The organism is Microcystis flos-aquae FACHB-1344 (assembly GCF_014698375.1).
Lineage (GTDB): Bacteria > Cyanobacteriota > Cyanobacteriia > Cyanobacteriales > Microcystaceae > Microcystis > Microcystis aeruginosa.
This window is the reverse complement of record NZ_JACJSW010000139.1, coordinates 1-22,802: the sequence shown is the minus strand read 5'-3', so window position 1 is coordinate 22,802 and position 22,802 is coordinate 1. Positions and strand designations below refer to the sequence as shown.

Here is a 22,802-nt window from a genome sequence, read left to right as displayed (position 1 = left end):
AACTTTAATTTTCCTATCCCTGTTTTATCCGTGATGTGGATAAACTTTTTGTCTTCTGTTAGTTTCCAACCAGAAGTTTTGTACTCGACAGACCTTGAAAACTTTTTGAATTTGGGATAGCCTTTTTTCGCCAAACCCTTCTTGCACCGTCCGCTCGCCGAATTCGATTCGGTGCGGGCGGTGCGCTTTTTACAGTTATCATAAAAACGGGATATAGAGAACCAAGCTCTTTGGGCACTTGCTTGACGAGCCATAGAGTTGAGTTTACCAACAAAAGAAAATTCAGGACTATTAGATAATTCGGTAGTTAGCCTACACAAAGTAGCATAGTTAACCTGATCTTCTTTGGTAGAGTCCATCCAAAATCTTAAACATTTATTCCTGATGAACTGTCCCACCCTGATAGCCTCTTGAATGGCTATCTCTTGGTGTGAATTGGTTTTTAACTTAAACTCTATGACTCGCATTGACTCGACCTCTCAATGTGTTATGCTTATAATCTAGCAACTCATCGTACAAGGTGTCAAGGCGATGTCAGCTTTTCATCTCCGAGGTAAAACCGAGGGTTCCTTCAAGCTGACATTTTAGGTAAAAAGTTTTTTTGTAGAAAGCTAAGGGGATCAGATAACTATGAGCCAGATCACAAACACGGATAAGAGTCTTGAGGCGATGAAAAAGTTTGCCGAACAGTACGCTAAAGGTACAAATACTTATTTCTGTAGCGATCTCTCGGTGACAGCCGTAGTAATTGAGGGATTAGCGCGTCATAAGGACGAATTAGGCGCTCCTTTATGTCCCTGTCGTCACTACGAAGACAAAGAAGCGGAGGTAAAAAATACTTTCTGGAATTGTCCCTGTGTACCGATGCGGGAACGGAAAGAATGTCACTGTATGCTATTTATTACCCCCGATAACGAGTTTGCTGGGGAAGAACAGATAATTTCCCTTGACTATATCCAAGAAGTCCGCGAATCGATGAAGGGGCATTAGTTTAGGGTAATGACAGCCACCGCTTTTGGCCAAGGAATCGACGAATTTAATCGCCAGCAATTCTATGCTTGTCATGATACCCTAGAGGCTTTGTGGATGGAGTCCGCAGAGCCTGAAAAAACCTTTTATCAAGGCATTTTGCAGATTGCTGTCGCTTGTTACCATCTGGAAAATAATAACTGGCGCGGAGCGGTAATCCTTTTGGGAGAAGGGGTTAGACGTTTGCAACCCTATCAACCCGATTACGAGGGGATCAACGTGACGCACTTGGTTGGGGAGAGTTTGGATCTATTAAACTTTTTACAGAATCTCGATCCCCAAGCTTTACCGGCAGTGCTAGAAGCGATGAAAAGCAATCAGGAACATCCTCATCCCCACCTCGATCGATCTATCTGTTCTCTGCCGAAAATCCTCAAAAGTCATCCCGTTCTCTAAAAAGCTAGATTAGTTAGTCAATACAATTACGTCTATAGGTGAGATTTCTATGAGAGCAAGATACGCAAAAATCAGAGGATGGCTAGTTTACCTCGTTTCTGCTGGCTTAATCATGGGATTGGGCAATTCTCCCCTAGTCAAAGCACAGCAGAACATTGTACCAGGTAATGCCATGACAGTGCGATCGGATATTCAAGAGGCGAACTCAAAAACGGGGGTAATTACTGCTAGGGGTAACGTACAAGTGTTCTATCCCGCTCGCAAAATGCAGGCCACTTCCGCTCAAGCTCAGTATTTTAGCCGCGAACGTCGTTTAGTGATGACGGGTAACGTTTACGTTTTGCAGGAAGGCAACAGTATCCGCGCCGAAACGATGACTTATCTTGTCGATGAGGGCAGATTTATCGCTACTCCCCAAACCAGTCAGCAGGTGGAGTCAATTTATTTAGTCAAAGATAACGAAACTTCCCCCCAACCGGCTGCTTCTCCGACACCCGCACCCATACCTTCCCCTTCCCTCCCCGCTGCCCCAATTATTAACCCGCAGTGATTAGGAGTCAGGAGTCAGGAATCAGGAGTCAGTAGCCGGTCGTCAGGAGTCAGCTTTTTTTCTCCCCACGTCCCCACTTCCCCACGTCCCCACTTCCCCAACCCCTAACACCCAACAGCCGATAAAGATGACTTTAGTATTAGAAAATATCCATAAATCCTACGGTAAAAGGCTCGTGGTTAACCGGGTGAGTATTACTGTTGCCCCGGGGGAAATTGTCGGGTTATTAGGACCAAATGGTGCGGGGAAAACCACAACTTTTTATATCGCCACGGGATTAATTAAACCGAATCAAGGGCGCGTTTGGCTCGATCAAAAAGAAATTACCAAATTACCCCTTAATCAAAGGGCGCGTCTGGGTATTGGCTATCTGACGCAGCAGGCCAGTATTTTTCGTTATTTAACTGTATCAGAAAATATTCAGTTAGCCCTAGAACAGTCGGGGGTTCCCTTTTCCCAACGGGCAAATCGTCTCTATGATTTATTAAAAGAATTTCGCCTCGATAAGATTGTTCGCACTAAAGGAGCCTACGTTTCTGGAGGAGAAAGAAGAAGGACGGAATTAGCTCGCGCTTTAGCGGTGGGAGTCAACGGACCGAGATTTTTATTATTAGATGAACCTTTCGCCGGGGTAGATCCGATCGCCGTGTCCGAGATTCAAGCGATGATCGCCGGTTTAAGGGATCGTCAGATGGGAATTTTAATTACCGATCACAATGTGCGAGAAACTTTGGCTATCACTAATCGGGCTTATATTATGCGCGAAGGGCAGATTTTAGCGGCGGGAAGTGGCGAAGAACTTTATAATAATCCTCTGGTGCGTCAGTATTATTTGGGTGATAATTTTTTCCGATAATTGTTATTAATAAAAAATCGCTGCATTATATCATGAAAGTTGGCAATTGGCAAGGAAATTTAAGTAGAATACCCGGATTTAGCATCTTAGACCGCTATATTTTTGTCGAGTTATTATTGCCCTTTTTATTTGGTATGGGTTTATTCACTTCTTTGGGAGTGGCGATCGGTACTTTATTTGATTTAGTGCGACGGATTACTGAATCGGGTTTACCTTTTACTTTGGCCTTAAAAATTCTCTTATTAAAAATGCCAGAGTTTATCGTTTTAGCCTTTCCCATGTCAATACTTTTAGCGGCTTTAATGGCCTACAGTCGTTTAGCCAGTGATAGCGAATTAATTGCTTTGAAAAGTATTGGAATTAGTGTTTATCGCCTAATAATTCCCGCCATTGTGCTAAGTTTAATAGTGACGGGATTAACCTACGTTTTTAATGATTATGTGGCTCCAGCTGCCAGTTATGAAGCTAATGCTACCATGACCAAAGCCCTGCGACCAAATCGCAAATCTTTTATTGAAGATAATATTATTTATCCTGAATACGGCAAAGTGCGGCGACAGGATGGAGGGGAACCGCAAACGGTATTAAGAAGGTTATTTTATGCCGAAAGATTTAACGGTCAAGAGATGCTAGGTTTAACCATTCTTGATCGCACCCAGCCGGAAGTTAATCAAATTATTACCTCAGAATCAGCTTCTTGGAATATTGAAAAAAATATCTGGGATTTTTATAACGGCACAATTTATCTAATTGATCCTAATGGTTCCTATCGTAATATTGTCCGCTTTCAACATCAACAATTAGCCCTACCGCGTACCCCTTTAGATTTAGCTTTTCGGGGGCGAGATGGTTCGGAAATGACCCTGAGACAAGCGCGGGAATACCTAAAAATACTGGAATTAAGTGGCAATCCCACCAAAATTAGAAAATTACAAGTTCAAATCGAGCAGAAAATATCTTTACCCTTTGTTTGTTTAGTTTTTGGGATGATTGGGGCAGCCTTGGGATTACGTCCCCAAAATTCTAATAAAGCCACCAGTTTCGGTATTTGTATTGTCCTAATTTTCTCCTATTATCTCCTATCTTTTGTCACCAGTTCCTTAGGCATTGGCGGAGTTTTAACCCCCTTGATGGCCGCTTGGTTGCCCAATATTTTAGGATTAACTGCCGGAGGAATTTTGTTACTTCAATCGGCTAAGTAATCGAGGGTTAGCGGTGGGAATAAAAATTGATAATCATCAAATTTCTAAGGCTAATTTATATAAACGACTGCGGGATAAATTAGTAACCTGTGCTAATTGTCTGCTGGCTTGCGATCGATTAACTCCTCCTTCGATAATTTGTTTTAATTCCCGTTTTAATTCCTCGTCGGATAATTGGATAGTATCGAACCGATTGTTGCCCATAACTACGATAGTAAATTCCCCTTTAGGAGTTTTATTCGCCAGATATAAATTAATCGCCTCGGCGACAGTTCCTCGCCAAATTTCTTCGTAAAGCTTGGTTAATTCCCGACCTAAAACTATCTTTCTCGTGGGGCCGAAAGTTTCTCGTAAATCCTCCAAAGTCTTAATAAGTTTGTGAGGAGCTTCATAAAAAACCATCGTTCTCGTTTCAGTTTTTAAACCCTCTAAGCGCTCTTGTCTGAGCTTTTCCTTACCCGGAAGAAATCCTTCAAAACAGAATCTTTCCGTGGGTAATCCCGACACCGCTAAAGCAGTAATTACCGCCGTTACTCCGGGGATGGGAACCACTTCGATCTGAGCTTCTATACAAGCTTTAATTAACTCATAACCCGGATCAGAAATCCCCGGCATTCCCGCATCAGTAACCAAGGCGATATCCTGACCTTGGCTGAGAATATTTAATAACTCATCGAGACGGGAAAGACGATTATGTTCGTGGTAACTAATTTGAGGGGTCAGAATATCAAAATGCTGCAATAATTTGCCCGTGTGTCTGGTATCTTCGGCAGCAATTAGAGTGACTTTTTTGAGAGTTGCCAGGGACCGGAAAGTCAGATCGTCTAAATTACCGATCGGCGTTCCCACCACATATAATTTACCGAGATTATTCATAAATTGGCTAAAAATAGGCTATTTAGTTGTATTTTAAGTGATCAGTAAACAGTAAACAGTAGGCTGATAACTGAAGACTGATCACTTTTCTCTGTTCAGGGATCACTCAAATAGGGTAAAGTAGGTCAAGGTATGCTCACCCCTGTTATTGAATTAATCTAGTCTAAGGAGAACGTCTTAGTAATGTTAACCCTAAAAATCGCCGTTTATATCGTTGTTTCCTTCTTTGTCTTACTTTTTATCTTTGGCTTCCTTTCCGGCGATCCTACCCGTAACCCCGGACGCAAAGACTTTGAGTAGAAGACAATTATCAAACTGGTTCTAGGGTAGAGACACAGGGAACAAGTTATTAAACTTTCCCTGTCTCCCTAGAAATAATGATCATGGTAGTATCATCGGAAATTTTGGGTCTGAAACCCCGCCGTTCTAGGTTGGCTTTACGTTAGAATTAAAAGGCCAGTCTCGAAAACCAAGTGGACGGCGCAGCACCTTGAAAACTCGGCTTAGGGGGTTCCGACCAGAAAAGCTTGGCCGGGTAAAAAGTCGCGCGCAACAAGTACAAGAAGCTATAGGCGGTCAACGTACCGTGGGACACACGGAATCGGGCTTCTGAAATGGGGCGAAAGTCTGTGGACTCTGTGTAAGACAGTACATGGTTTTTTAACTGTGGTATGCGACGGTGGTGGAAGCAGAAACTTAAATCGTGAGGTTTAGGAATCGCCGCCCTAAAAGGGCGGCGAGGATGTCAATGAGGTTCGCTCGTCCTCTATTTTGATCGCCGACTCGTGCAGTCATGTCTTTTTTTCTCTTAGCTGTTGAACCACCTGCCCTGATTAATACTGTAGCCGAACCGGAAACGGAGGAGCGCCAAGTTTCTGAAAATAGTCCCGCGTCAGTAATTCCCCTCCCTGTCACCCCAGCACCTCTAGAAGCAAAAAAGCCTTCAGAAGAGAGCGTTTCTATTCCCCTAACCGTCACTCCACCCCCGGAAACCGTCGAGGTAAAACCCTTGGTTCCCGATGAGGGTATTCCCTTAAAACCATTACCTAGCAGTGGGGGTGATGCGGCAGCTTTAGGAAAACCCCTTTCTGTTCAGAATTCTCCACCCCCCGCGGCCGTTGGTGTCACCATTCATCCCGAAACCGAGATAGTTTCAGGATTAAATCAAAAAGCTCTTAACCAGAAAAATGGCTCAACTCGGCTATTAGTGCGGAAAAAAGGCGAAAAAACCAGCCAAGAATACTTGATTTCCCTCAATAACGGCCTAGCTCAGGCCGCTAATCCAGAAGGGGAAAGACCCATGGAATTGGTGGCTGATGAGCAGGAATTTGACCAAAATCGGCAGATTATCACCGCTAGAGGTAATGTCACCCTGCGTTTTGCCCAAAGTGTACTAACAGCCGATCGCTTACAGATTAATCTTCCCGAAAAGTTAGCGGTAGCGGAGGGACAGGTGATCCTAACCCGGGGAGATCAAATCCTGCGCGGCGATCGCTTCGAGTATTATTTCGTCCAGGATAGCGGTGTGGTATTTAATGCTAATGGGGAGATTTTTCAACCCAGCACCGCTAGGGATTTAGGACAGACGCTGCCCACGGATGTGGGGGCTGGTAGTTCTTTTGGAACCCTAACCGATCGTTTGGCATTAAATCAACCCTTGCAGAGAATTACCACGGGAGAGGGTTTTCAATTTGTCGTCGGGGGACAGGATCCCAGTCGGCGCGATCGACAGAATATTAGTAGTCCATCGGGGGGAACGATTAATCGTGTCCGTTTTCAGGCCGAGCGCTTGAATTTTGATGGTAAGGTGTGGAATGCCACTAATGTGCGTCTGACGAATGACCCGTTTTCCCCCCCTGAATTGGAAGTTCGGGCCAATTCCGCCACTTTTCGCAGTACCGGCCCCTTTACCGATGAGTTGCGGATGAGTAATTCCCAGTTGGTTTTCGATCAACGGGTAGTGGCACCCACTTTTATTAATAGTCTTACGTTCGATCGCCGTCGTCGTCGTCCTTTTTTAATTGCTCCGGGCTATGATGGGGAGGATCGAGGCGGATTTTTCGTAGAAAGTCCCCTAACTTTAGTGGAGACACCGAAGACTCTTTTTGAGTTGACACCGCAATATTTAATTCAAAAAGTCCTTAATCCCGATGCTTTCCCCTCAGCTAACCCCGGAGGTGGGGAAGTTTCGGCCCTTAGTCCGAAAGCTTTTGGTTTATTGGGCAATTTTGCCACTAATTTTGGCGAGCGCTCGTTTTTGCAAGCGACAGCTTCTTTTTCTAATTTAGATTTGGAACAGATCGAAAATAGTGTTCGTTCTAAAATTCGCTTTCAACAGACGATCGGACAGTTGCAGGATCCCTATCTGCTCAATGTGGAGTACAATTATCGCGAGCGTCTCTTTAACGGTTCTTTAGGGTTTCAGACGGTTAATAGCAGTTTTGGGGCAATTTTGACCTCACCTGTGATTGTCATCCCGAATACGGATATTAGACTCAGTTATCAAGCTTCTGTTCAGAATGTTAACGCACCCACCGATCGCAGTAATCTCTTACCGGCCAATGCAACGGATAATGTTACTAATTTAAGCCGTTTTCAGGGTGCTGTCTCCCTCAATCGCAGTTTTTTACTCTGGTCTGCCCTTACTTTACCACCGACTCCCGACCAAGGTTTAAGATTTTCTCCCGTTCCCGTTCAACCCTATATTGCTCTTGTCACTGGTGTCACTGGTGTCACCAGTTATTACACCAATGGAGAGACGCAAAATTCCGTCACGGGAACCGTGGGATTATTAGGACAGTTTGGGCGTTTTTCCGGCAATTTTCTCGACTATACTGGGTTTAATCTCAGTTTTAGTCAGGGTTTGGTTAACGGACAATCACCCTTTTTCTTCGATCGCTTTGTTGATCAACAAACAATGTCCTATGGTATAACTCAACAGGTATATGGTCCGATTCGCGTGGGTTTCCAGAGCATTTATAGTATCGATCAAGCTAAGGAAATCAGCACAGAATATTTTCTCGAATGGAGTCGTCGCACCTATAGTTTAATTTTGCGCTATAACCCGGTGCTGCAGTTGGGAATACTCAACATCCGCGTTTCGGATTTCAACTGGACAGGCAACCCCGGCTATTTTGAGGGTAGCGATATCCGTCCGGTGGTGGATGGAGTAACCCGTTAAGACTAGAAGGGAGAGGGAATTATGAATTATGAATTATGAATTATGAATTAGATTTTTTCGCCCATCCCATTGTTTCTTTTCAACGTTCGTAACTTCTCCACTTTTTTCTAAAAATTCTAGCCATTCATATAAAGTTTTAGGCGACGTTTCCCAACAAACAAAAATAAAATTATAACCTTGTTTTACTGCTAATTCACAAACAGGTTCGTGAGAATATAAGTCGTCTCCTAAAAGGGTTACAGAATAACCCTACTTATTTTTATGATTCTTATTTAGGGCTGGCTGAATAAATCTAAAAACCTTGTTGGATAAGGCTTTTAGACTTTTTTTCCCTCAAAAAGTGCCTACCATTGGAGTGATCGGGGGTAAAATTCCTGGACTTTTTCCCTGAAAATTAGGTAACTGACTACCTCAAAATCGGTAAAACCCCACACCCCCCCTGCCCCCAGGAAAAACTTTTTGCCGCAAACCCTAATTATCAATTTTTATTTCCCTTGAATTCCCTATTCTAAAAACAGAACTATCTTCCTGAATTTACCCCGTTCTTTCTCAGCCAATCCCTTTGATTGCTTGAGTATTTATATTTAATTTGTCCAACCAATTGTTTTTTTAGTGATCGCCTCTCCCTGAAAAATAGTCACTTTCTACTATATTTTGCCTTCCAAAATCGGGGTTAATGCTCTATTTATTTCAAAATGAGAATTGCTGAAAAAATATAAAGGTCAGCGCCGACACAGTAGTTTTTACGTGGGTCAGCATCTCCATAATTGGCTTCAACTATATCAAATTTTCCAAAAAAGTATCGAAGAGCTAATGCAAATTAGCCGCTATCGGTTGAAGGATTACCTCAAAGGGCAAAGGGCTATAGAGCTTGTTCTATCTACGTTCTAGCCGCTCTTGTCCCCCTGTCAGGTCAATAACATCAATAACATCAATACTTTTTAAGCGATGTATTATTCTATAATAAACTTTTAGATGGTTAACAATAAATACTTCAATTCTTTCGGGAGTGCCTGTTTTAAAATCTTCTCTCTGGAGTGATCAATCATGCAACAGATCGCGGATTTTGTGATAAGTTTCAGGATCATTTTGTTTTAAATTGCTCAAAAAGTCTCTAGTGCTTAAGGACAACCAGATATCATACGCCCTCTTACGTTAAAATCGATGTTTGATAATTTTACCCTGCGCTTGTTCTGCTAACGCTTGCTCTAGTGCCTGCTGTTCAGAAAGAGGGATATCTGCAAAGCGAATGACCGATGTTTCCTGACAAATGAGATAATCTGGATTAAGCTGCCTTAAGAGTTCCTCAGCTGCAGATGCGATCGCTTGTTTAATCTCTTCATCTGAAGGAAGTTGAGTCGTCTGGAAAAGATCAGATTGCATAAAAAGTCTCAGCCAATCAAAACGCTATGGTTTCCTTTATTCTAACACCAAAAAAAGCGATCGCAATTTATAAATAGAGCGCAATCACATCTAATTCGAGACCTTAATTATAGCTTTATTCGCCCTAACTTGGAGGCACTTCAAGTCATACTCTGTCCGTAAATCATCTGCGATTTCTGGCTCATCCCTCTTCCGAAGCTTCTCTTTCGGTTTGCGTCACTTCTCTTGCAATAAAGTTCCTCTAAGAAAAATGTTAATCAAACCTAATATTTTGCCATAAATCTGCTCTGACAAACTTGGATAAATGACCTACATTTGTTGTCGCAATTATCAGATTTGTCACAGATAACGTGACAGCTTGTGCAATTAAAATCATATCACCATCAATTGTTTTATCTCCTGCTGTGGGTTGTCCTTGTTGGCGTGCCTGCGCCCAAAATAAAGCAGCTTTTCGCATTGCATCCGTTGTAATGGGTAGGTATTCTATTAAGTTAGCTAACTCATCCAGTCGCTTAATTCCTTTAATCTTGTTAGCGCGTAACAACTCTCGACGCACCTCATAATCAGCAATTTCTGGAAGAATAACCCTAATACCTGCTTTAATTAGCGTTTGTAGCCAACAATTACAAGCTAGACTTTCAGGCGCTCGCTTAGGATTAGTAATTAAACCGATAATTCCCGTATCTAATAAAACTACTCTATTCACCAAGTTACTCCCTTTAAGTGAGCCGGAAATAAAGGACGCTCAGATAAGCGATCTTGGTCAAGTGCTTCGATTAAATATTCACCTGTTTCTTTTTGTTCTTGTTCATCTTCTTCATCAATCCAAGATTGAAGTAAATTAACCAGTTTGGTCTGTTTTTCTTGTTCTAAAATAGTATCCTTGAGCAACTTTAGGACGTAAGCTTCTAGAGAAAGACCTTTCTCCGTCGCTTTTTGGCTGAGATATTGTTCGATTTCTGATGTTAAATTAAGAGTTAGTGGCATGGGCTTGACTTGAATCAATTTATCGTGTCTTTAACTATTATAAACAAAAAAGCGATCGCCGTCTATCAAGAGAGCGCAATTGCAGCAATTCCAAATTTAAGGTTTCATGACATAAAAATCCTTATGACAAGAGTGTTGTACAATTCTTAACATTTGGATTGATCTCTGAAATGGCGCAAAATCGTTCCGAATTTATTTTTGCTGGCGCAATTGCTGCCAATAATCCTCGCCAAAATCAGCCGACTGGATAGCAGCAAAGATATGAATCTTCAATGTTCGATACGAGGCATTAGAGAGGAGTGAGAGAAGATGTTGTCATGTCAGCTAAAATGGAAACGTAAAGTTAAACGAAATCAAACCGATGAAACTTCGACAACCCCGATACAGCAAAGAAGAATTTGCTAGACGTGGCAACGACCTCTATGAATCTCAGATTCGTTCTCAAGTCGAGGAAGGCAATCATGGTAAAATTGTCGCTATCGACATTGAAACTGGAGCCTTTGAAGTGGCTGATGACATCGTAACCGCATCAGAGCATCTCCTGGCCAAATATCCCGATGCTCAGACTTGGTTTATCCGAATTGGGCATCGGGCAGTCTATCATTTTGGCGCACGGAGTTTGAGAGAAACTCTATATTGAACTATTGCCAATTCCCCACTAGAACCATAACCCAACCTTGTATAACGTTTCCCAATGAATTGTCAAAAGGAAGTTGACGGCGATAATCTCTATTTCGGTTAGTTCTCCAATCAACTCAAAGCCATTACCCAGATCGTCATTCTCACAAAAATTAATAAAAATGTGGAATGCCTCAAAAAAAGCGATCGCACTCTACAAACATAGCGAAATCGCCCCTAATTTAAGACTTCAATTGTTGCTCGATTTGCCAGTTTTCTATTAAACACTAACTAGCAAAGTCAAATACTGGTGTTTCAATTACCCGTTTTGGTCGCTTATTTTCCCAGATAATTTCCTGCAAGCGTTCGACAGTTTCTGGTGCAAAAAAACGCTCTCCCGTTTCTACACAGACTCTAGCGGGGACATTTTCTATAATAAAAAAATTGCCATTGATTTCAAGGGTATAGGTAACTTCTTGTTCAATTAAGGTTTCTTGTCTAGAATTAGTTGACATCTGGTGTTCTCCTTGATTTAAAATCAATCCATAAATTTGGATCGGGTTCATATAGGGTAATAATTTTGAGCAAAGGGCGAGAGGGATAGCTACAATGAATGTGTAAGGCTCTATTAATTAGAGTAAATCCCAAAAGTAAACAGCTTGCACCATACTTATCAGCTGGATAATCTTCAATAATTTCGCTTTGTTCCATCGCCTCCCGTAATTCTTGAACACTGATCTGACGCAGGATACTTTGATTGACAGCGTGTTGAGAAAATTCAAATTGGTTTTGTCTAACTTTTTGACGAATTTCCTCAATCATTTCAGTGATAGCCGCCTTTAATTTGATCGTAAATATCCGTTGCTGTCATTTCACCAAATAACCGATCTTTAATCTCTAAATAATTTAGAGGTTGGGATGCTGTTTCTCTTAGAAAGAAGGCCGCTTTAGCAATTCCCAATCTTTTTACGAGAGCTTTAACTCCCTCTTTTCTAATTTCCTCAATCTCAGGAATCGTCAAATCTGTTTGAATTTTCATAGTAATTTTTCTCAATTCAAGCGTTGAAAATAATGGCGACAAACTCCCCATTTGATAGTCTAGTTATTTCATTTTCTCAAGTCAATGACATCAATAACATCAATACTTTTTAAGCGATGTATTATTCTATAATAAACTTTTAGATGGTTAACAATAAATACTTCAATTCTTTCGGGAGTGCCTGTTTTAAAATCTTCTCTCTGGAGTGATCAATCATGCAACAGATCGCGGATTTTGTGATAAGTTTCAGGATCATTTTGTTTTAAATTGCTCAAAAAGTCTCTAGTGCTTAAGGACAACCAGATATCATACGCCCTCTTACGTTAAAATCGATGTTTGATAATTTTACCCTGCGCTTGTTCTGCTAACGCTTGCTCTAGTGCCTGCTGTTCAGAAAGAGGGATATCTGCAAAGCGAATGACCGATGTTTTCTGACAAATGAGATAATCTGGATTAAGCTGCCTTAAGAGTTCCTCAGCTGCAGATGCGATCGCTTGTTTAATCTCTTCATCTGAAGGAAGTTGAGTCGTCTGGAAAAGATCAGATTGCATAAAAAGTCTCAGCCAATCAAAACGCTATGGTTTCCTTTATTCTAACACCAAAAAAGCTATCACGCTATATTTATAGAGGGCGATCACTTCTAAGGTCAGTATTGCAGCTTAAGTCGTTTATTATCAGCAACGCCCAGGTAATTTACTCGCTATTTAAGGGCGGACTGCTAATAACTGGACTTGTACCGTTTCAGGAAGTTTTATTATGACAAAATGATTTTCTGGATACAAATAATCTTCACCAGATTCATCAATCACTCGCAAACATCCCACCTCTTGCGCTTTAGCATCAGGTAACACTTGATAAAGTTTACAAACTTCTAAATCTCCGCCTTCTTCAGCGGTAATACAGATAGCAAATTCAATGTTAGATGCTGGTGTTTGCATAAATATTTAGTCCAAAACTCGTTTAACTTTCATTTTTCGCCGACCAATACCTTGAGACTCATACCAGTGTAGTTCAGCTTTGCGGATTTCTCCATTAGGAAATTGAACTAAGCCGACTCCTTTTAGCTTTCGCCATCGACGACCCCCAAACTGCGCTTTTAGCCTTCTGAGTTCACGAATAGAGAGGTTGGCGGCGATAATCTCTATTTCTGTTAGTTCTCCAATCAACTCAAAGCCATTACCCATCTCATCATTCTAACAAAGATTAATAAAAATCTGGAATGTCTCCCCAAAAAAGCGATCGCGCTCTATTGATAAAGTGCGATCACTGCCAATTTAAGGCTAGATTTACCAGTTTTTTATTTTAATTTGCGCTTCAAGACTGAACCCGCACCTAAACCACCAATGGCGAGTAAACCCAAGACTGAAGCAGGTTCGGGAGTTTTGTTCATTTGTTTAAAATCTCCAACTATCAGGTTGTCGAAAACAAAGACATCACCTTGACCAGTGGTTGTGAGAAAACTCACTTTTGTGAACGTTTCAGCGGCATTACTAGCCATCAGACCATAGAAAAGCACCGAGCCATCCGTACTGCCATTACTGCCGATGGTGTTAGGAACAGTCACTGTTGTTGTGGTTCCATTCGTTAGCTGTAACTGGATCTGACCCCCAAAATCGCCGATGTCCACGCCGTAGAAGCCAAAAGCAGCTACCTGTTGACTGAAATTCACCTCAAAGTTGCCACCACCACCGGCTGATACTTCCCAGAACTTATCCCCGGAAATGGGATAGCGTCCGGCTCCGTTAGTCCCAGTGGGAACTGAAACTATTGTTCCATTTCCTCCGCTTAGAGTGGCAGTGATACTTCCGGTAGAACCTGGGAAAGTTAAATTTAGGGGAGTAGTGGTTCCAGCCTGAAAAGATTCAAACGTTTCTGTACCCACACCCATTAAATTAGAGCGGAAGCTATTCTCAGCCGCTTGGGCATTAGCATATGGTATGCGAGTGGAGCCACCTTGATTGTTTATGTCTTGGCCAAAATAGATGCTGTAAGCATGGGCAGGACTGCTGACTGCCAATAGAGCAGCAGCGGCGATACTAGCCTTGATTGATATTGATAATGAGCTTTGTTTGCTCGCAATCGAAGTTTTCATATCCAGAAATTTTCCTCAAAACAAACAAATGTTCTGACTGACCTTTAAAGGAGAAAATCTCAAATTAAGCGACATTGGCAAGGGAGAAAGACTGGTTTTTTCAAAATTGCCAATCACTAAATTTTAAGTTAGTTCCTCTAATGACAAGACAGAGCCATAACGCTATTCTACCCCCCCCCGATTTTGTCAAGTGTAAACCAACACAAATTTACAAAAATTTATAATTATTGTTACCCTTGAGAGTAGGCTAGTAAAAAAATCTTTTAACGGGTTAGTCTTGGATTATTAGAATCTCTCGTTTCTAGGCTCTGCCTAGAAATGTTTAATGAGAGGCTCTGCCTCCTGAGTAATCTTTACAGAAGGCAGAGCCTTCAAAAATCATTCCCAGGCGGAGCTTGGGAATGAGACGGCGAAAATCATTGCCTCTTGCCTATCCTAACCATTACTTATAACAGCCAATCCCTAATCTCTCAATAACAGATATTCGCGAATCTCAAAAAAGTTATCCCAAGGAATATAGGGTTGATTTTCCGCTTGCAGATAATCGATTAAACGATCTCTAGCAAAAACTAGATCGGCCCTTCTAGCCATAGTAATATCGGTGACAGAATCACCGATCGCAATAGTTTCTACTCCCGAATATTTAGCCATAATCAAGGCTTTAGCCACTAATTCCGTCTCATTTTCCCAATCGGAGCGAACTTGCAGATATTCGCATTGAGTATGAAGATTGACCCCATAAATTGCCGTCACCTTATCTAATAGTCCCTCCCGTTTTAAGACCGTTTCAATCATGCCTTGGATGCCACCGGAGATAATAATAAAAGGGATGGATTGCTCCTGTAAAAAAGCGAGGAATTCGGCTAATCCGGGGCGAATTGGCTTGCTTTCGGCATAGGCGAGAATATCGGCGTATTTTTGGCTCGGTATCGACTCTAGCAGTTGACGGACACCCCGGCGCAGACTGAGAGTACGGGCGTACATTTGGGGCATAATTTGGGCCGATAAATCGGGGGCGAATTCTTTGAGCATACCCGCAAAAGTCTCCACGGCGGTGATAGTGCCATCAAAGTCACAGAAAACAATTTTACTCATGGGGTGACAAAATATCTGAAATTGGATATAATCGAAGGTTATGATTAATTTTACAGAGATTATCCGACTCTAGAGCTTCAACCCCCATGAAATCCTATCTCGCCGCCGCCATTCAAATGACCAGTCAGCCAGATTTAGAGAAAAATCTCGCTGCCGCTGAAGAGTTGATCGAACTTGCCGTGGGTAAAGGGGCGGAATTAATCGGTTTACCAGAAAATTTCGCCTTTATGGGGGCAGAAACCGATAAAATCGCCCAGTCCGAGACTATTGCTCTCAAAGCCGATAAATTCCTCCGCACCATGGCCCAACGGTTTCAAGTGACCATTTTAGGGGGTGGTTTTCCCGTGCCGGTGACGGGTATTCCCGATAAGGCTTATAATACCGCTATTTTAGTCGATGGCAACGGTGCGGAATTAGCCCGTTATCAAAAAGTCCATCTCTTTGATGTCAATGTCCCGGATGGTAACACCTATCAGGAATCGAGTACAGTCATGGCAGGGATCGATTTACCGCCGATTTATGGCTCCGATAGCTTGGGAAAAATTGGCCTCTCGATTTGCTATGATGTGCGTTTTCCCGAACTCTATCGCTATTTATCGCAGCAAGGAGCCGATGTTTTATTTGTACCCGCGGCGTTTACGGCTTTTACAGGGAAAGATCATTGGAAAGTTTTGTTACAAGCGCGAGCGATCGAGAATACTTGTTATATAATAGCCCCCGCTCAAACGGGCAATAATTACGAACGCCGTTACACCCACGGTCACGCTATGATTATCGATCCTTGGGGTGTGGTTTTAGCCGATGCGGGGGAAGAAGTGGGGGTGGCAATTGCCGAAATTAATCCCCAACGTCTGCAACAGGTGCGACGACAAATGCCTTCCCTGCAACATCGTGTTTTTGTTTAAAATTCGATTCGACAATTTTGTCGATAAAAACGCCTAATTTTGGGATTTAACTCGGTTTTTTCCCGTAACATTGCTCCCTGATAACAAGGGCCGAATCCAAAACCTAATTAGTTAAGCTAAAAGCTTTGATGTACTGAGTTTCTAACCTTCTTTGCCAGATTCTCAGGGTAAGCTCATCTAATAAGGATGTAGTCGATTTATGCCACCCGATCAAACCATACCAAGTAACGAAGAACTAGGTAAAAATATCCGTAAACTTTATTAACAATCTTCCTTGAAAATCTCTTGACTATCGCACCCCGAATCAGGGATCATATGAAGATGTAGCGTTTCTCGTCAAGGTGAATTGTAAATTAAACCTTGCCGAAGTAAGAATTCTCAGTTGCGAAAACATACCTCATATATCCGAGAAACGCTGTAGAGCAGACAGGGATGCAATTCAGACTTGAATTGGCGAAATTCAAGTCTTGACTCTATTTATTGTCAACTTCAGTCCAAAAATACTCTGATGGTTGGACAAATATGCTCTCTGGACTTGTTCTAAGAAGATTCCGGGCTAAATGAGAAATAATCCCATTTAGCTCCTCTAGACCGTTAAGGAGAAACCGATGTCATCTTATACCACAGAATCAGAAAAAATTGATTTTCCTAAAACCCTAGATATAGCCACCGTTTGCGTCTATGGGCTAGGAATCCTCTCGGCGGGCCTATTTTTATTTCTGCCCTTCGTCAACCTGCTGCATCCGAGTCCGTGGCAGCGATGGCTAGGCACAATTCACGGTTTTGGTTCCCTATTAGCCCTAGTCGTGATTGTTTACGCTGGTCATCTCGCTTTTCCCCTGCTCAGAGGTTCTAGCAAAATTTTGCGGCAAATGCGAACCCTCACCTTCTGGTCCACCGTCCTCGCTTCTTTGGCGATCGCCACTGGCAATTTAGCCTATATGCGCTATCGGGCCGGTTTAGAGTTTGGCGGTGCGCGGGCATGGCTAAAGGAAAATTCGCCCCTCGGTCAATACGTCCTCATGGAATACCACGAATTCAGCGTCCTTTTTACCCTACCCCTAGGCGTGGCCTGCACTTGGATTCTCTGGAAATACGGCGACTCAATCCTAGACAAAGCTAATCGACCGGTTTTAACGGTCACTTGCATTGCTCTGATGGCGATGATGTTTTTTGCCATGGGTGGACTCGTTAGCGGCCTCGGTGTTGCCAAAATTCACGCCCTTTAACCCATTATTTAGCTGCTTTACCTCAAAAGTGAACAAAATTCAACTTTTGCTCGTTTTAGCTACGGTTTTCGGGTTATCTATCGCCGCTCCCGCCCTAGGGGGTGTAAACTTAGCCCCGATGGTACGGATACGAGGGCGGCCAGCATTAGCAACCAAAGTCAAATCGTCGGTCGTTTCCCTACTGCTGGTAATACGGCTGGGGACTTTTAGCGGTGGGACTTTTCGGTTTTAGACACTTACGAACTCTGAAAAAATAGGAACAAATCTGATGACTCAACGTTACGTCGATAGTCCTTGGTATGGAAAAATCTGGGCTTTTTTAAAACAATTTCCCCAAGGTTTAGCCGAAGGTGCCAAACGTTCCCCTGCCACTTCTGGCCCAGCAGCGGCGGCGATTATTAGTGCTGGTATTGGCTGTTTTTTAATGATGGTTGCTCACCATTTTTCCGATGCAGACCATTCAAAAACCGTAGAAACTTTTCTTTGGAATTTGGGTAGTTGGATACCTGGCAGTAAAAATCCTAGCAAAATGTGGGGCAATATCGGCAGTTATACCGGCAAAGAAACGATGTTATTAATTGGCTGGTTGGTCAGTTGGCCGATACTGCATTATCTTTGGAAAGATCGCCAGATAAAAGCTAAGACCATTCTCTTTTGGTTTTTTGCCCTCATGATTGCCGCCACGGCCATGTCATGGCATCCACTATTTCCCTATTTACCTTTAACTTAAAGCCTAGGAGGTGACAAAATGAACGCTCAAGTTAGAAAGGTTTCCTCGCGTAAAATGCACGATATCGTCTGGATATTAGTGGGACTTTTTGGTTTATTTGCTATTACTTTTCCCCTAGCTATGTGGCGAGTGAGCAATATGGAAAAGTTTCAAGGTTCTCATGTGAAATCTTTAGTCGTAGAAGGAGAAAACGCTCCCCAATCTTCACAGCTTAAAACTAAATAAATCTCAGTTTTGGATAATCTGATTTTTGGATAAGTCGAAACCCTGAGACTCAATCCGAATCTAAAACTCTGATTAACAGACAAAACTCTCCAAACTGTGAACAATTGCTAAGTAGGTAGGCGTTAAAAGTTGTCAGATGCCCCCCTTATTAAGGGGGGATTAAGGGGGGATCGGCACCCCCCTTATCAAGGGGGGCAGGGGGGATCGAACCTAAAATCCATTTTTAATTTAATTATAACCAACCACTTAATAATAACTTTTTAGCAAAATCGATCGCCTCCTGAAAAACTGTGACTTGGCCCTCAATTTGGGCAATTTGTACCTCGGTTAATAACTTACCGATAATCGGACTGGGTTTCAGGTGTAAATGGTTAATTAAATCATCGCCCCTTAATAAAGGTCGGGGATGGGCGATAATATTATCGGGATCGAGATAGGAAGTCAACAGAGAAGCGACGATATTTTTGTTAATCCCCATCGATAAAGCAAAAAGGGCAAAGATAGGAAATACTTTTCCCGTATTTAGATAAATAAAATACTGTTCCCGCACACTCAAATTATCTGGATCCTTGAGAGGAGGTAAACACTTAATTACCGTCATTACCGTGCGAATTTCCCCACGGGAATACTTGAGATCGATTAACTCTTTTTCCGCTTCTGCTAAAACATCCGATACCAATAGGGCCAATTTTGTCAACTGTAACTGAGAAGGGGAAAAGATAAATTTTTCTGGTAACAAAGATTCTAAAAATCCCGCTGCCGCTTCCACCCCCATAACTCGCTCCATTTTTGCGGGGGTAATCCGACGCAACCAGAGAGATAATAAGCCATCTTCCCAGGCACTTTTTAGCCATTTATTGCCACGGGAATTGAGCAAAAGGTAATTCAACTCGGATTGTACCCTTTCGGCGGCTACACGGTGCAATAAAGGGGCAAGAGAACGAATAGTTGCACGGGTATGGGGTTCGATCTCAAAGTCCAATTGAGCCGCTTGTCGATAGGCTCTTAATAATCTTAGGGGATCATCCTGGAGATTTTCGCGGGAAATCATCCGCAGGGATTGGCAGCCTAAATCTTTTAATCCCCCTAAAGGATCGAAAATTTCTTGGGTGTGGAGATTATAAGCGAGAGCATTAACGGTGAAATCCCGTCTTTTTAGGTCTATTTCTAGAGATTCTCCCTCCTGTTGCGCGAAATCAAGGGTCCCCTGGGGAAAAACGACGCGAGCAATTTGACGAACGGCATCTAAAACCACAAAACCGGCTTTATAATGATGGGCAATAGTTTGAGCAATTTCGATCGCTTTTGCGGGAACCACAAAATCTAGGTCAATATAGTCTTTCTGACGGTTTAATAAAGCGTCTCGCACAGCACCACCGACTAAATAAGCATTTTCTGGCAATTCTTGCCGATTAATCGCAAAAACTTCTTTAACTAAACTATCTAGGTTTTTTTGACAAGACATCGAGAAGATAAATTTACAAAAATATAATTTTGACCGGCCCTATTTGGGGAGAGACTGAGCTAGATTAACGGAAAAGACTTATAGAGTTAAACCTATGTGTATTTGTATTAACTGCTATTTTGTTGATCGCTGTCTCACCTATCATGCCGTAGAAACACAACATCAGGAACGTCATCTCACCGAGACACCGGACTTTGAAGCGAAGAACCCTTCTATTAACGTTAACATTCGCACCAAGGAAGATTATATCGAAATGGAGTGGGATGTGGTGGGTTGTGAAAGCTTTTTACGCGAAACCGGTAAATGGTCTAGTTTGCGGCCGGGTGAACCAATTCCCACCTAAAACACCTGAACTACCCATACATATCTACTACAAGAGCCGAAAGTTAATCCACAAATATGTCTTGGACAGCCAACGATTCGAGGAATGCGTAATTTAAGAGCGAGGTATTTATGGGTAAAGAAGAGGAACTACTTGAACAATGGCGAGAATTGACCCCAGAAAAGCAACAAAAAGTTTGGCAATTTGTTCAAATACTTAAATCTGAGTCACAAACAACACCAGAAGCTAAATTTATTCCCCAAACACCATTAAGCAAAAAGTTATGGGAAATTCGACAGAGGGCAATTTCGGCTGGATTGCAACTGCTCAATGAAGACGAAATAGAACAAGAACTTGCTGCACGTCGAGGAGGATGCAGTGAGTCATGAAATTGCTGGCACTTACGGTTTAGCGGCGATGGATGCACTTCATGTTGCTGCTGCGCTGCAAATTCAAGCTGATGAACTAATCACCACCGAAAAGCCAACCAAACCAATGCACCGAGTCAGGGAAATTCAGATTGTTTCAATCTAATGTGACCGCTGAAGGGGTGATAACGAGTTGCTTGTCATACTAAATCCAGTTATTAAAAACTGATTATTTATTCCCCTTTTGCATGAGTGCATGAGTAGAAAACGGGTTTCTCCGAGAAACCCGTTTTCTGTGCGTTACTCAGTCTCAGCTTAGTTGGGGTTTAACAACCTTTCTAGATTTTGTTCACAGTTCTCTTTATGTGAGAGAATATGGCTCTTCGGTTTGTGTTATGCAATGGACGGAGGTTATAAGAGATGGAACCCTTATAGAGAAAGGCATTTAGCAATTTTTGTCAATTATTTTTGATCTAGAGCGAACTAATCAATTAAGTCTCTTGCCAGATAAGGATTTAGTCTATTTATGCCCCCCTATCGAACCATAACAAGTCCCGAAGAGCCGAAAATTTCCCCTTTTTGTTTGACTTGAGCGAGTTCTCCAAAAACAGTAAAATCGATACTTGTGAGACGTTCTTTGACTCTTAATTGAGGAGATTTAAAATCATTCTCCGAAAAACAGCGATCGCCCTTCTTAACCTCAGCTAAAAACGCGATCGCCTTCTCCTATCTACACAGTAAAACAGCGATCGCCCCTGATTAAGCAATCGCAAATTCTGTTAATTCACGACTTGCAGGATCATGAAATGCTAAAACAATATCTTCTTTGGGAATCCCTGCTTCTAATAATTGAGAGGTGATTCCTATTTCTGTCCAATCTTGTTCAATATAAACTCTTTCATTTTTAATACGAATATGAATCTGAATATTGTTGATTTTCTTTTTGTTTATCCAACCAATAGACATCCATAGATAATGATCATGATTTTCATCAAAAATCAAACAGGTTTCTAGTTTTTTTTGGGATGAGCTATTCGCAATTTTGTCTAGCTTCGTTAAGGTATTTTGAATAATTTGGCGATAGTTAGTTAGTTTATCCATTGGACAATTTCCTCTTTTTCGATGTTGACAACTAATAAATCTAATTGGTGTCTTTTAATAACGGCTTGAATAGATTTTCGTTGGAAAAAAGTCTCATAAATTTCATCTTTGATAGCCAGATAGATTTCTTGGTATTCATCTTGTCCTAATTGAATGAGATCACGATAAAAAATATATTGTCCCAAAGCCATTTCAAAGTCTTTGATCATTGAAGGGCCAAGAAAGCTTTTAATTTCAATGATAATTTTACGTTGTCTTTGTTCTTCGGAAATATATTTCTCGATCGCCAGGTCTGGATACAATTCAGCGTCTTCATCGGAAATTTTGGGTCTGAAACCCCGCCGTTCGGCTCTTCTGGTTTCTGTGTGGAAACGAGGTCTATACTGATAGTTTCTTCCGCAAAATAGTCCTAAAAGTCTTGCCCGATAAGCACTTCACGATTCCATAAGCAAAGATTATCACACAAAGTCGAGAAGAGCCGCCGTTCTAGGTTGGCTTTACGTTAGAATTAAAAGGCCAGTCTCGAAAACCAAGTGGACGGCGCAGCACCTTGAAAACTCGGCTTAGGGGGTTCCGACCAGAAAAGCTTGGCCGGGTAAAAAGTCGCGCGCAACAAGTACAAGAAGCTATAGGCGGTCAACGTACCGTGGGACACACGGAATCGGGCTTCTGAAATGGGGCGAAAGTCTGTGGACTCTGTGTAAGACAGTACATGGTTTTTTAACTGTGGTATGCGACGGTGGTGGAAGCAGAAACTTAAATCGTGAGGTTTAGGAATCGCCGCACTTTTAGGGCGGCGAGGATGTCAAATTCAATAGGATAAGGATCAGCCGTAATTGTCCAGCCGTCTTTAATTAAGGCATTTTTAACGGCTTCGTGATAGAGGTCTTTTGCTGGCATTTGCCTCCTTCTATTTTGATCACTGGATTTATTATAAGCGATCGCCCTCCTCTTCTCACAGTAAAATAGCGATCGCCTCTTCCAAATTTTTATTAAAAACGCGATCGCCTATCGGTAGATGTCCTTTCGATGTCCAATATCTGGACTTCCCCCATACAGAAATACTAAAAAATTAACAAAACCCTTACTGCAGGTCGCTTCTCAGAAAAAATTGAAAAGACGCTACTGGGTACATTTTCCCTTTGAAAATGGC

The 22,802-nt window shown here is 42.1% G+C and carries 31 protein-coding genes and 2 pseudogenes; 15 read left to right on the top strand and 18 right to left on the bottom strand.

The window, feature by feature from the left end:
- A pseudogene (locus tag H6G48_RS12390) lies at nucleotides 1–467 on the bottom strand (RNA-guided endonuclease InsQ/TnpB family protein); the annotation flags it as partial.
- A 163-nt stretch (nucleotides 468–630) separates the two neighbouring features.
- Here H6G48_RS12390 and H6G48_RS12385 point away from each other — a divergent pair.
- From H6G48_RS12385 to H6G48_RS12365, 5 genes are all read left to right on the top strand, one after another.
- Complete coding sequence (locus H6G48_RS12385) at nucleotides 631–990, top strand: ferredoxin thioredoxin reductase catalytic beta subunit (RefSeq protein ID WP_061432731.1); 360 nt, start codon at nucleotides 631–633, stop codon at nucleotides 988–990.
- Between the two features lie 9 nt (nucleotides 991–999).
- A complete protein-coding gene (locus H6G48_RS12380) occupies nucleotides 1,000–1,425 on the top strand; it encodes a DUF309 domain-containing protein (RefSeq protein WP_190721996.1) in 426 nt (141 codons plus the stop codon).
- A gap of 49 nt (nucleotides 1,426–1,474) precedes the next feature.
- Nucleotides 1,475–1,975 carry an LptA/OstA family protein gene (locus tag H6G48_RS12375; RefSeq protein ID WP_190721994.1) on the top strand — a complete coding sequence of 167 codons (501 nt, stop codon included), beginning with the start codon at nucleotides 1,475–1,477 and terminating at the stop codon, nucleotides 1,973–1,975.
- A gap of 127 nt (nucleotides 1,976–2,102) precedes the next feature.
- Nucleotides 2,103–2,831, top strand: a complete 729-nt coding sequence (gene lptB / locus H6G48_RS12370) for an LPS export ABC transporter ATP-binding protein (RefSeq protein WP_002797884.1) — start codon at nucleotides 2,103–2,105, stop codon at nucleotides 2,829–2,831.
- Nucleotides 2,832–2,863: 32 nt separating this feature from the next.
- Nucleotides 2,864–4,033: an LptF/LptG family permease gene (locus tag H6G48_RS12365; protein ID WP_190721992.1), complete on the top strand. Its 1,170-nt coding sequence runs from the start codon at nucleotides 2,864–2,866 to the stop codon at nucleotides 4,031–4,033.
- 36 nt (nucleotides 4,034–4,069) lie between these two features.
- On the opposite strand, the gene rsmI is transcribed toward H6G48_RS12365, so the two are convergent.
- Complete coding sequence (gene rsmI / locus H6G48_RS12360) at nucleotides 4,070–4,909, bottom strand: 16S rRNA (cytidine(1402)-2'-O)-methyltransferase (protein ID WP_190721989.1); 840 nt, start codon at nucleotides 4,907–4,909, stop codon at nucleotides 4,070–4,072.
- A gap of 183 nt (nucleotides 4,910–5,092) precedes the next feature.
- On the opposite strand from rsmI, the gene H6G48_RS12355 reads away from it, so the two are divergent.
- Both H6G48_RS12355 and H6G48_RS12350 read left to right on the top strand, forming a co-directional pair.
- Nucleotides 5,093–5,209: a photosystem II reaction center protein I gene (locus H6G48_RS12355; RefSeq protein WP_002732356.1), complete on the top strand. Its 117-nt coding sequence runs from the start codon at nucleotides 5,093–5,095 to the stop codon at nucleotides 5,207–5,209.
- Nucleotides 5,210–5,702: 493 nt separating this feature from the next.
- Nucleotides 5,703–8,090 (top strand): DUF3769 domain-containing protein, encoded by a 2,388-nt coding sequence (locus tag H6G48_RS12350; protein ID WP_190721987.1) that lies wholly within the window; start codon nucleotides 5,703–5,705, stop codon nucleotides 8,088–8,090.
- A 42-nt stretch (nucleotides 8,091–8,132) separates the two neighbouring features.
- Here the strand turns inward: H6G48_RS12350 and H6G48_RS12345 are convergent.
- The 4 genes and pseudogenes from H6G48_RS12345 to H6G48_RS12330 form a co-directional block, all read right to left on the bottom strand.
- Nucleotides 8,133–8,366: pseudogene (locus H6G48_RS12345) on the bottom strand (ISNCY family transposase); the annotation flags it as partial.
- Nucleotides 8,367–9,245: 879 nt separating this feature from the next.
- Nucleotides 9,246–9,473, bottom strand: coding sequence for a hypothetical protein (locus tag H6G48_RS12340; RefSeq protein ID WP_190721985.1), 228 nt, complete (start codon nucleotides 9,471–9,473; stop codon nucleotides 9,246–9,248).
- A 253-nt stretch (nucleotides 9,474–9,726) separates the two neighbouring features.
- Complete coding sequence (locus H6G48_RS12335; protein ID WP_190721983.1) at nucleotides 9,727–10,179, bottom strand: PIN domain-containing protein; 453 nt, start codon at nucleotides 10,177–10,179, stop codon at nucleotides 9,727–9,729.
- Entirely contained in the window at nucleotides 10,176–10,460 is a 285-nt protein-coding gene (locus tag H6G48_RS12330) for a hypothetical protein (RefSeq protein ID WP_190721982.1), read from the bottom strand. The genes H6G48_RS12335 and H6G48_RS12330 overlap by 4 nt, the downstream gene beginning before the upstream one ends.
- 361 nt (nucleotides 10,461–10,821) lie before the next feature.
- Here H6G48_RS12330 and H6G48_RS12325 point away from each other — a divergent pair, with 361 nt between their 5' ends.
- Nucleotides 10,822–11,100 (top strand): hypothetical protein, encoded by a 279-nt coding sequence (locus H6G48_RS12325; protein WP_190721980.1) that lies wholly within the window; start codon nucleotides 10,822–10,824, stop codon nucleotides 11,098–11,100.
- A gap of 265 nt (nucleotides 11,101–11,365) precedes the next feature.
- Here the strand turns inward: H6G48_RS12325 and H6G48_RS12320 are convergent, their stop codons facing one another.
- The 8 genes from H6G48_RS12320 to H6G48_RS12285 all read right to left on the bottom strand — a co-directional run bounded on the left by H6G48_RS12320 (nucleotide 11,366) and on the right by H6G48_RS12285 (nucleotide 15,304).
- Nucleotides 11,366–11,644: a YgiT-type zinc finger protein gene (locus H6G48_RS12320; protein WP_002755282.1), complete on the bottom strand. Its 279-nt coding sequence runs from the start codon at nucleotides 11,642–11,644 to the stop codon at nucleotides 11,366–11,368.
- Complete coding sequence (locus H6G48_RS12315) at nucleotides 11,583–11,900, bottom strand: DUF4258 domain-containing protein (RefSeq protein WP_002779213.1); 318 nt, start codon at nucleotides 11,898–11,900, stop codon at nucleotides 11,583–11,585. The genes H6G48_RS12320 and H6G48_RS12315 overlap by 62 nt, the downstream gene beginning before the upstream one ends.
- 1 nt (nucleotide 11,901) lies before the next feature.
- Nucleotides 11,902–12,117 carry a hypothetical protein gene (locus H6G48_RS12310; RefSeq protein ID WP_190721978.1) on the bottom strand — a complete coding sequence of 72 codons (216 nt, stop codon included), beginning with the start codon at nucleotides 12,115–12,117 and terminating at the stop codon, nucleotides 11,902–11,904.
- 323 nt (nucleotides 12,118–12,440) lie between these two features.
- Entirely contained in the window at nucleotides 12,441–12,668 is a 228-nt protein-coding gene (locus H6G48_RS12305) for a hypothetical protein (protein ID WP_190721976.1), read from the bottom strand.
- 153 nt (nucleotides 12,669–12,821) lie between these two features.
- Nucleotides 12,822–13,055: a hypothetical protein gene (locus tag H6G48_RS12300; protein WP_002745620.1), complete on the bottom strand. Its 234-nt coding sequence runs from the start codon at nucleotides 13,053–13,055 to the stop codon at nucleotides 12,822–12,824.
- Nucleotides 13,056–13,061: 6 nt separating this feature from the next.
- Complete coding sequence (locus H6G48_RS12295) at nucleotides 13,062–13,301, bottom strand: hypothetical protein (protein WP_190721974.1); 240 nt, start codon at nucleotides 13,299–13,301, stop codon at nucleotides 13,062–13,064.
- Between the two features lie 113 nt (nucleotides 13,302–13,414).
- Entirely contained in the window at nucleotides 13,415–14,209 is a 795-nt protein-coding gene (locus H6G48_RS26315) for a PEP-CTERM sorting domain-containing protein (protein ID WP_190721972.1), read from the bottom strand.
- Between the two features lie 462 nt (nucleotides 14,210–14,671).
- Nucleotides 14,672–15,304, bottom strand: coding sequence for an HAD-IB family phosphatase (locus H6G48_RS12285; protein ID WP_190721970.1), 633 nt, complete (start codon nucleotides 15,302–15,304; stop codon nucleotides 14,672–14,674).
- Between the two features lie 86 nt (nucleotides 15,305–15,390).
- Here H6G48_RS12285 and H6G48_RS12280 point away from each other — a divergent pair, with 86 nt between their 5' ends.
- From H6G48_RS12280 to H6G48_RS12265, 4 genes are all read left to right on the top strand, one after another.
- The gene (locus H6G48_RS12280) at nucleotides 15,391–16,209 is read left to right on the top strand and encodes a carbon-nitrogen hydrolase family protein (protein WP_190721969.1); all 819 of its coding nucleotides are present in this window, start codon (nucleotides 15,391–15,393) and stop codon (nucleotides 16,207–16,209) included.
- Nucleotides 16,210–16,817: 608 nt separating this feature from the next.
- A complete protein-coding gene (locus tag H6G48_RS12275) occupies nucleotides 16,818–17,438 on the top strand; it encodes a hypothetical protein (protein ID WP_185241266.1) in 621 nt (206 codons plus the stop codon).
- Between the two features lie 268 nt (nucleotides 17,439–17,706).
- The gene (locus H6G48_RS12270; RefSeq protein ID WP_002732132.1) at nucleotides 17,707–18,168 is read left to right on the top strand and encodes a hypothetical protein; all 462 of its coding nucleotides are present in this window, start codon (nucleotides 17,707–17,709) and stop codon (nucleotides 18,166–18,168) included.
- Nucleotides 18,169–18,186: 18 nt separating this feature from the next.
- A complete protein-coding gene (locus H6G48_RS12265; protein ID WP_002779193.1) occupies nucleotides 18,187–18,393 on the top strand; it encodes a hypothetical protein in 207 nt (68 codons plus the stop codon).
- A 232-nt stretch (nucleotides 18,394–18,625) separates the two neighbouring features.
- On the opposite strand, the gene H6G48_RS12260 is transcribed toward H6G48_RS12265, so the two are convergent.
- Entirely contained in the window at nucleotides 18,626–19,858 is a 1,233-nt protein-coding gene (locus H6G48_RS12260; protein ID WP_190721968.1) for a CCA tRNA nucleotidyltransferase, read from the bottom strand.
- Nucleotides 19,859–19,952: 94 nt separating this feature from the next.
- On the opposite strand from H6G48_RS12260, the gene H6G48_RS12255 reads away from it, so the two are divergent.
- The 3 genes from H6G48_RS12255 to H6G48_RS12245 all read left to right on the top strand — a co-directional run bounded on the left by H6G48_RS12255 (nucleotide 19,953) and on the right by H6G48_RS12245 (nucleotide 20,714).
- Complete coding sequence (locus H6G48_RS12255) at nucleotides 19,953–20,201, top strand: Ycf34 family protein (protein ID WP_002760106.1); 249 nt, start codon at nucleotides 19,953–19,955, stop codon at nucleotides 20,199–20,201.
- Between the two features lie 110 nt (nucleotides 20,202–20,311).
- Nucleotides 20,312–20,569, top strand: a complete 258-nt coding sequence (locus H6G48_RS12250) for a hypothetical protein (protein WP_190721967.1) — start codon at nucleotides 20,312–20,314, stop codon at nucleotides 20,567–20,569.
- Nucleotides 20,535–20,714, top strand: a complete 180-nt coding sequence (locus tag H6G48_RS12245; protein ID WP_149988735.1) for a PIN domain-containing protein — start codon at nucleotides 20,535–20,537, stop codon at nucleotides 20,712–20,714. Before H6G48_RS12250 ends, H6G48_RS12245 begins: the two co-directional genes overlap by 35 nt.
- A gap of 593 nt (nucleotides 20,715–21,307) precedes the next feature.
- Here the strand turns inward: H6G48_RS12245 and H6G48_RS12240 are convergent.
- The 3 genes from H6G48_RS12240 to H6G48_RS12230 all read right to left on the bottom strand — a co-directional run bounded on the left by H6G48_RS12240 (nucleotide 21,308) and on the right by H6G48_RS12230 (nucleotide 22,549).
- On the bottom strand, nucleotides 21,308–21,649 hold the full coding sequence (locus tag H6G48_RS12240; RefSeq protein ID WP_190721966.1) for a XisI protein: 342 nt from the start codon (nucleotides 21,647–21,649) through the stop codon (nucleotides 21,308–21,310).
- On the bottom strand, nucleotides 21,637–21,951 hold the full coding sequence (locus H6G48_RS12235; protein ID WP_228051283.1) for a XisH family protein: 315 nt from the start codon (nucleotides 21,949–21,951) through the stop codon (nucleotides 21,637–21,639). The genes H6G48_RS12240 and H6G48_RS12235 overlap by 13 nt, the downstream gene beginning before the upstream one ends.
- A 454-nt stretch (nucleotides 21,952–22,405) precedes the next feature.
- Nucleotides 22,406–22,549 (bottom strand): element excision factor XisH family protein, encoded by a 144-nt coding sequence (locus H6G48_RS12230; RefSeq protein ID WP_081330935.1) that lies wholly within the window; start codon nucleotides 22,547–22,549, stop codon nucleotides 22,406–22,408.
- Between the last annotated feature and the right edge of the window lie 253 nt (nucleotides 22,550–22,802).

What these genes read in the sequence shown, in the direction of transcription:
- lptB (WP_002797884.1), top strand. Translation starts at nt 2,103, where the DNA reads ATGACTTTAGTATTAGAAAATATCCATAAATCCTACGGTAAAAGGCTC.
- H6G48_RS12320 (WP_002755282.1), bottom strand. Translation starts at nt 11,644, where the DNA reads ATGAACCCGATCCAAATTTATGGATTGATTTTAAATCAAGGAGAACAC.
- H6G48_RS12365 (WP_190721992.1), top strand. Translation starts at nt 2,864, where the DNA reads ATGAAAGTTGGCAATTGGCAAGGAAATTTAAGTAGAATACCCGGATTT.
- H6G48_RS12310 (WP_190721978.1), bottom strand. Translation starts at nt 12,117, where the DNA reads ATGAAAATTCAAACAGATTTGACGATTCCTGAGATTGAGGAAATTAGA.
- H6G48_RS12375 (WP_190721994.1), top strand. Translation starts at nt 1,475, where the DNA reads ATGAGAGCAAGATACGCAAAAATCAGAGGATGGCTAGTTTACCTCGTT.
- H6G48_RS12315 (WP_002779213.1), bottom strand. Translation starts at nt 11,900, where the DNA reads ATGATTGAGGAAATTCGTCAAAAAGTTAGACAAAACCAATTTGAATTT.
- H6G48_RS12275 (WP_185241266.1), top strand. Translation starts at nt 16,818, where the DNA reads ATGTCATCTTATACCACAGAATCAGAAAAAATTGATTTTCCTAAAACC.
- H6G48_RS12270 (WP_002732132.1), top strand. Translation starts at nt 17,707, where the DNA reads ATGACTCAACGTTACGTCGATAGTCCTTGGTATGGAAAAATCTGGGCT.
- H6G48_RS12285 (WP_190721970.1), bottom strand. Translation starts at nt 15,304, where the DNA reads ATGAGTAAAATTGTTTTCTGTGACTTTGATGGCACTATCACCGCCGTG.
- H6G48_RS12280 (WP_190721969.1), top strand. Translation starts at nt 15,391, where the DNA reads ATGAAATCCTATCTCGCCGCCGCCATTCAAATGACCAGTCAGCCAGAT.
- H6G48_RS12295 (WP_190721974.1), bottom strand. Translation starts at nt 13,301, where the DNA reads ATGGGTAATGGCTTTGAGTTGATTGGAGAACTAACAGAAATAGAGATT.
- H6G48_RS12385 (WP_061432731.1), top strand. Translation starts at nt 631, where the DNA reads ATGAGCCAGATCACAAACACGGATAAGAGTCTTGAGGCGATGAAAAAG.
- H6G48_RS12300 (WP_002745620.1), bottom strand. Translation starts at nt 13,055, where the DNA reads ATGCAAACACCAGCATCTAACATTGAATTTGCTATCTGTATTACCGCT.
- H6G48_RS12260 (WP_190721968.1), bottom strand. Translation starts at nt 19,858, where the DNA reads ATGTCTTGTCAAAAAAACCTAGATAGTTTAGTTAAAGAAGTTTTTGCG.
- H6G48_RS12255 (WP_002760106.1), top strand. Translation starts at nt 19,953, where the DNA reads ATGTGTATTTGTATTAACTGCTATTTTGTTGATCGCTGTCTCACCTAT.
- H6G48_RS12380 (WP_190721996.1), top strand. Translation starts at nt 1,000, where the DNA reads ATGACAGCCACCGCTTTTGGCCAAGGAATCGACGAATTTAATCGCCAG.
- rsmI (WP_190721989.1), bottom strand. Translation starts at nt 4,909, where the DNA reads ATGAATAATCTCGGTAAATTATATGTGGTGGGAACGCCGATCGGTAAT.
- H6G48_RS12230 (WP_081330935.1), bottom strand. Translation starts at nt 22,549, where the DNA reads ATGCCAGCAAAAGACCTCTATCACGAAGCCGTTAAAAATGCCTTAATT.
- H6G48_RS12350 (WP_190721987.1), top strand. Translation starts at nt 5,703, where the DNA reads ATGTCTTTTTTTCTCTTAGCTGTTGAACCACCTGCCCTGATTAATACT.
- H6G48_RS26315 (WP_190721972.1), bottom strand. Translation starts at nt 14,209, where the DNA reads ATGAAAACTTCGATTGCGAGCAAACAAAGCTCATTATCAATATCAATC.
- H6G48_RS12305 (WP_190721976.1), bottom strand. Translation starts at nt 12,668, where the DNA reads ATGCAATCTGATCTTTTCCAGACGACTCAACTTCCTTCAGATGAAGAG.
- H6G48_RS12330 (WP_190721982.1), bottom strand. Translation starts at nt 10,460, where the DNA reads ATGCCACTAACTCTTAATTTAACATCAGAAATCGAACAATATCTCAGC.
- H6G48_RS12340 (WP_190721985.1), bottom strand. Translation starts at nt 9,473, where the DNA reads ATGCAATCTGATCTTTTCCAGACGACTCAACTTCCTTCAGATGAAGAG.
- H6G48_RS12265 (WP_002779193.1), top strand. Translation starts at nt 18,187, where the DNA reads ATGAACGCTCAAGTTAGAAAGGTTTCCTCGCGTAAAATGCACGATATC.
- H6G48_RS12325 (WP_190721980.1), top strand. Translation starts at nt 10,822, where the DNA reads ATGAAACTTCGACAACCCCGATACAGCAAAGAAGAATTTGCTAGACGT.
- H6G48_RS12240 (WP_190721966.1), bottom strand. Translation starts at nt 21,649, where the DNA reads ATGGATAAACTAACTAACTATCGCCAAATTATTCAAAATACCTTAACG.
- H6G48_RS12250 (WP_190721967.1), top strand. Translation starts at nt 20,312, where the DNA reads ATGGGTAAAGAAGAGGAACTACTTGAACAATGGCGAGAATTGACCCCA.
- H6G48_RS12355 (WP_002732356.1), top strand. Translation starts at nt 5,093, where the DNA reads ATGTTAACCCTAAAAATCGCCGTTTATATCGTTGTTTCCTTCTTTGTC.